Source organism: Mesorhizobium sp. M5C.F.Ca.IN.020.32.2.1 (assembly GCF_004023105.1).
In the GTDB taxonomy this organism is placed as follows: domain Bacteria; phylum Pseudomonadota; class Alphaproteobacteria; order Rhizobiales; family Rhizobiaceae; genus Mesorhizobium; species Mesorhizobium wenxiniae.
This window is the reverse complement of sequence record NZ_RZSX01000536.1, coordinates 1-4,496: the sequence shown is the minus strand read 5'-3', so window position 1 is coordinate 4,496 and position 4,496 is coordinate 1. Positions and strand designations below refer to the sequence as shown.

The 4,496-nt window shown below is 60.3% G+C and carries 5 protein-coding genes; 4 read left to right on the top strand and 1 reads right to left on the bottom strand.

From position 1 onward, the window contains the following. Window positions 1–133: 133 nt before the first annotated feature. The 4 genes from EOA86_RS23690 to EOA86_RS23675 are packed head-to-tail and all read left to right on the top strand — an operon-like array spanning window position 134 to window position 3,810. Window positions 134–1,591 (top strand): TolC family protein, encoded by a 1,458-nt coding sequence (locus EOA86_RS23690; RefSeq protein WP_128343873.1) that lies wholly within the window; start codon window positions 134–136, stop codon window positions 1,589–1,591. 17 nt (window positions 1,592–1,608) lie between these two features. Next, window positions 1,609–2,967, top strand: a complete 1,359-nt coding sequence (locus tag EOA86_RS23685) for a copper oxidase (protein WP_128343871.1) — start codon at window positions 1,609–1,611, stop codon at window positions 2,965–2,967. 43 nt (window positions 2,968–3,010) lie between these two features. Then, window positions 3,011–3,499 carry a cupredoxin family protein gene (locus tag EOA86_RS23680; RefSeq protein WP_128343869.1) on the top strand — a complete coding sequence of 163 codons (489 nt, stop codon included), beginning with the start codon at window positions 3,011–3,013 and terminating at the stop codon, window positions 3,497–3,499. A gap of 26 nt (window positions 3,500–3,525) precedes the next feature. Next, entirely contained in the window at window positions 3,526–3,810 is a 285-nt protein-coding gene (locus EOA86_RS23675; RefSeq protein WP_128343867.1) for a copper-binding protein, read from the top strand. Window positions 3,811–3,876: 66 nt separating this feature from the next. Here EOA86_RS23675 and EOA86_RS23670 read toward each other — a convergent pair whose 3' ends face one another. Beyond that, window positions 3,877–4,245 (bottom strand): hypothetical protein, encoded by a 369-nt coding sequence (locus EOA86_RS23670; RefSeq protein WP_128343866.1) that lies wholly within the window; start codon window positions 4,243–4,245, stop codon window positions 3,877–3,879. Window positions 4,246–4,496: the final 251 nt, after the last annotated feature.

Genomic DNA, 4,496 nt, shown 5'->3' with positions numbered 1-4,496 from the left:
ATCCCGCAATGGGCATCCGTGATACGCACTACCACCCGGTCGTGGTCGACTATCGCCACCGGGACCCGGTGGATCCGCAGAATTGGCGGCGTCTCAATGAAGAACGCTCCTCTGCAAACCCGGGAGCCGGATCATGAAGCGCCGGCCCCTGAGCATAGCTGCGGTGGTAACCATCCCGCTGATCGCTGCCGGATGCACCACCAGCGAGGCCTTTAATGGCATTTCAGCCCCGATGGCCGGATTCACGACAGTCGCGGCGCGCGCCGAATCCGTGACCGGCAAGAAAACCGTCTGGGTGCAGTCCAGCGAGGAAGCGCGGACGGTCTCGGAGCGCGTGAAGAGCCTCGTTCAGAAGAAGACAATCGGTCCAGACACCGCGGTGCAGGTCGCCTTGCTCAACAACAAGGGTCTGCAGGCTGCCTACGCCGAGATCGGCCTGTCGGCGGCCGACATGTGGCAGGAATCGATGCTCGTCAATCCGACGATCTCGGTCGGCATGATCGGCGTCGATCCTGTGCGGACTATCGAAGGAGCGGTGGTCAGCAACATCCTTGCGCTGGCGACACACAAGCGGCGTGTCGCAGTCGCGGATGCACGCTTCCGTCAGGCCCAGCTCCGCGCCGCCGAAGAAACGCTACGACTGGCCGCGGACACGCGGCGGGCCTGGATCAATGCTGTCTCAGCCTGGGAGAGCGTTTCGTATCTGAACAAGGCGCAAGCCGCCGCTGACGCTGCCTCCGAACTCGCTCAAAAACTTGGCGAGACAGGCGCCTTCACAAAGACCGGCCAGGCCCGCGAACACGTCTTTTATGCCGAGATCACCGGTCAGGCGGCGGAGGCGCGGCTCGCCGCGCGGACCGCCAAGGAAGAGCTCACCCGGCTGATGGGTCTATGGGGACCGGATGTCGATTATTCAGTCCCCAACATGCTTCCAGCCTTGCCGAAAGGGGCCAAGGCCAAACGCGCAATCGAGGCGGAGGCGCTAAAAAATCGCGTTGACCTCGAGATCGCGAAACTTGAGCTGGAAGCGCTGGCGAAATCCTACAGTCTGACCGAGGCGACCCGCTACGTCAGCGATCTGGAACTACTTTCCGGCGTGGAGGTGGAACGAGAGGCGTCGGAGGAGGGCGGAACGGAGACGAGTGTCTCACCCACTCTGGAGCTCGAGTTCGTCATTCCGATTTTCGATACCGGCAAGGCACGCATGCGCAAGGCCGAGCTTGCCTACATGCAAGCCGCAAACCGGATCGCGGAAAAGGCCGTCAACATCCGGTCGGAGGCCAGATCCGCCTATGACAGCTACCGTTCGACCTACGACATTGCCCGGCACTATCGGAACAATGTTGTGCCGCTGCGAACAAAGATCGAGGCGGAGTCGGTCCTCACCTACAACGGCATGATCACCAACACGTTCGAGCTGCTGGCGGACACACGCGCGAAAATCAGCTCGATCATGCTTTCCCTCAATGCCAAGCGCAATTTTTGGCTGGCCGACGTCAACCTCGGAACCGCCATCCACGGTGGTGGCGCAAGCTCGTCCGGAGGCGGCGATGCACCGGCCGCGGTCGAAGCGGGCGCCGAAAGCCACTGAACTCAAGGAGAAGAAAAATGCTTTCAAGACGTCAGTTGCTAGGCGCGGGAGCCCTGCTCGCCGGCGCCACTGCATGGACCAAAACCTCGGCGATGGGCTTGCCGGATGCGGCCGTCATGGAGTCACCGGACATGCAGCCGCCGATCTTCCCGACGAGCGGGCCCGACTACCAGCCGGTGGTGACCCTTAATGGTTGGACCCTTCCGCATCGTATGAACAACGGCGTGAAGGAATTCCACCTCGTGGCCGAGCCGGTCGAGCGGGAGCTGGCGCCCGGAACTACTGCGTATCTGTGGGGCTACAACGGTCAATCTCCCGGTCCGACGATCGAGGCGGTCGAAGGCGACCGTGTGCGCATCTTCGTGACCAACAAGCTTCCCGAGCACACCACCATCCACTGGCACGGCATGATCCTGCCAAACGGCATGGACGGCGTGACCGGACTGACGCAGCCGGGAATTCCGTCGGGCAAGACCTTCGTCTACGAGTTTGACCTCGTGAAGAGCGGAACCTTCATGTACCACCCGCACGCCGACGAAATGGTCCAGATGGCCATGGGTATGATGGGCTTCTTCGTCATTCATCCGAAAGACCCGAAATTCATGCGGGTGGACCGCGATTTCGTGTTCCTGCTGAACGCTTTCGACATTGAACCGGGGTCGTACGTCCCGCGCATCATGGAGATGACGGATTTCAATCTCTGGGCATGGAACAGCCGGGTCTTTCCAGGGATCAGCCATCTTCCCGTAGCAAAGAATGATCGGGTCAGGGTCCGCGTGGGCAATCTGACGATGACCAACCATCCGATCCACATGCATGGCTACGACTTCGAGGTGACCTGCACCGATGGCGGCTGGGTCCGCCCGGAGGCGCGTTGGCCCGAGGTGTCGATCGACATTCCGGTCGGTGCGATGCGGGCGTACGAGTTCGATGCCAAATACGAGGGCGACTGGGCGATCCATTGCCATAAGTCGCATCACACAATGAACGCCATGGGCCACGACGTGCCCACGTTCATTGGCGTCGACAACTCGAAGCTCACCGATAAAATCCGCCGGGTCCAGCCCGAATACATGGCCATGGGTGACCGCGGCATGGCCGACATGGGCGAGATGGAGATGCCGCTTCCCGACAACACGATCCCGATGATGACCGGCTGGGGCCAATTCGGCGCCATCGAGATGGGCGGGATGTTCTCGGTCGTGAAGGTTCGCGAGGGCCTTGCCTCGAACGATTACGCCGATCCGGGCTGGTACCAGCACCCGGAGGGAACCGTGGCTTACGAATGGAAGGGCGATGTCCCCGCTCCGACGAAATCAGGCGACGCAAAAACGATGGCCCCGGCAGCGCACGGTGGTCACGGCAAACAGGGATGAGAAACCGAAACCCCTCAACCTCAACAATGACAGAAAGTGCAGCATGAAACGTATAATCGCAGCGGCCGTCTTAATGGCGGTCAGTTCGGGAACAGCACTTGCCGGTGGAACCCATGCCGGAGGCCATGGCGAGAAAGCCGCCACGATGCCGATCGGCAACCCTGGTGAAGCTGGCAAGGCAAAGCGGACTGTCAACATCTCGATGTCGGAGAAGGACGACGGGACGATGTTGTTCCAACCGGCCGTGCTCAAGGTCAAGAAGGGCGAGACCGTTCGCCTGAAGTTCGTCAACAAGGGCCAAGTCGACCACGAGTTCGTCATGGACGTCCATGAGGGGATCATGGAGCACAAGGCGCTGATGGAGAAGTTCCCCGAGATGGAGCACGCCGATCCCAACTCAATCCGGCTGGCGCCCGGCGCCAGAGGCGAGATCATCTGGACGTTCGCCAATGCCGGGGAATTCGGTTTCGCCTGCCTGATCCCGGGTCACTACGATTCCGGCATGAAGGGCGATATCACCGTCGCCCACTAACCCCCAAAATCGCAAAGGAAGCAGTCATGAAGATATCGATAAGAGCATTCTCGACCCTCGCGCTCGCGCTCGCCATCGGCGGGAGCGCGTTCGCACAGGAATACGTGAAAGGCGAAGTCGTCAAAGTCGACGCCAAGCAGAAAAAGGTGACGATCAAGCATGAGCCGCTGACCAATCTCGACATGCCCGCGATGACAATGGTGTTCGTGGTCGCGGAGGGCGGTATGCTCGAGAAGGTCAAGGCGGGTCAGGCGATCGAGTTTACAGCCGACCGTGTCAACGGACGCATAACGGTCACCGATATTAAGTGATCCACGACTAGCGCCGCGGGTTGCAAAACAACCCGCGGCCGCCGTCCGATCAGGCAAAAACGCGCTTCATGATGAGGGGGCCGCGCAGAATGTTATCCAGAGATTCTCTTTCCAATCGTCAGGTGCGGAACGGCTTAGAGGCATCTCTATAGGATATCTTCGCGCGCCCACGCTCACATACGCCGGATAATTGCAGCGAACGCGTGCACGATGCTTGCCGGTATCTTCATACCTGATGGCGCCGTTCGCGTCTGTTTCGACCAGGCCAATAGCGACGTCGAAGTCATAGTCCCCATCTCGCGAGACGCTATTGTTCAGGATGCTGAGCTGGACTGAGGTGGCATCTGGAAAATTGGCAGTGTAAAAGATCAGTTGCTCCGCCGCCATCGAGGGCGTAGCCACCAACACGCCGGCAAAAAATGCAATGGCGCGCATCTCCTCCTCCCGAGGATCGAAGAAGAGACTATCACCTATCGCATCGGTATTCGAATCGAATCTCCATTTTCGGCAGAGCGGCGGAGGCAATCGAAAGGGCCGGACATCCCTCGAAGCGCGCAGCACTCGAGCCATGCCCATGATCGGCGTCCTGACGCTCGTCGTGATTCCGGCCCGTCTACGGCATCGTCAAGGGCTGGCGGTTGCCGAGCCGGAGTATGGTCGATGCGCTAAGAGCAGACGCTGAACTG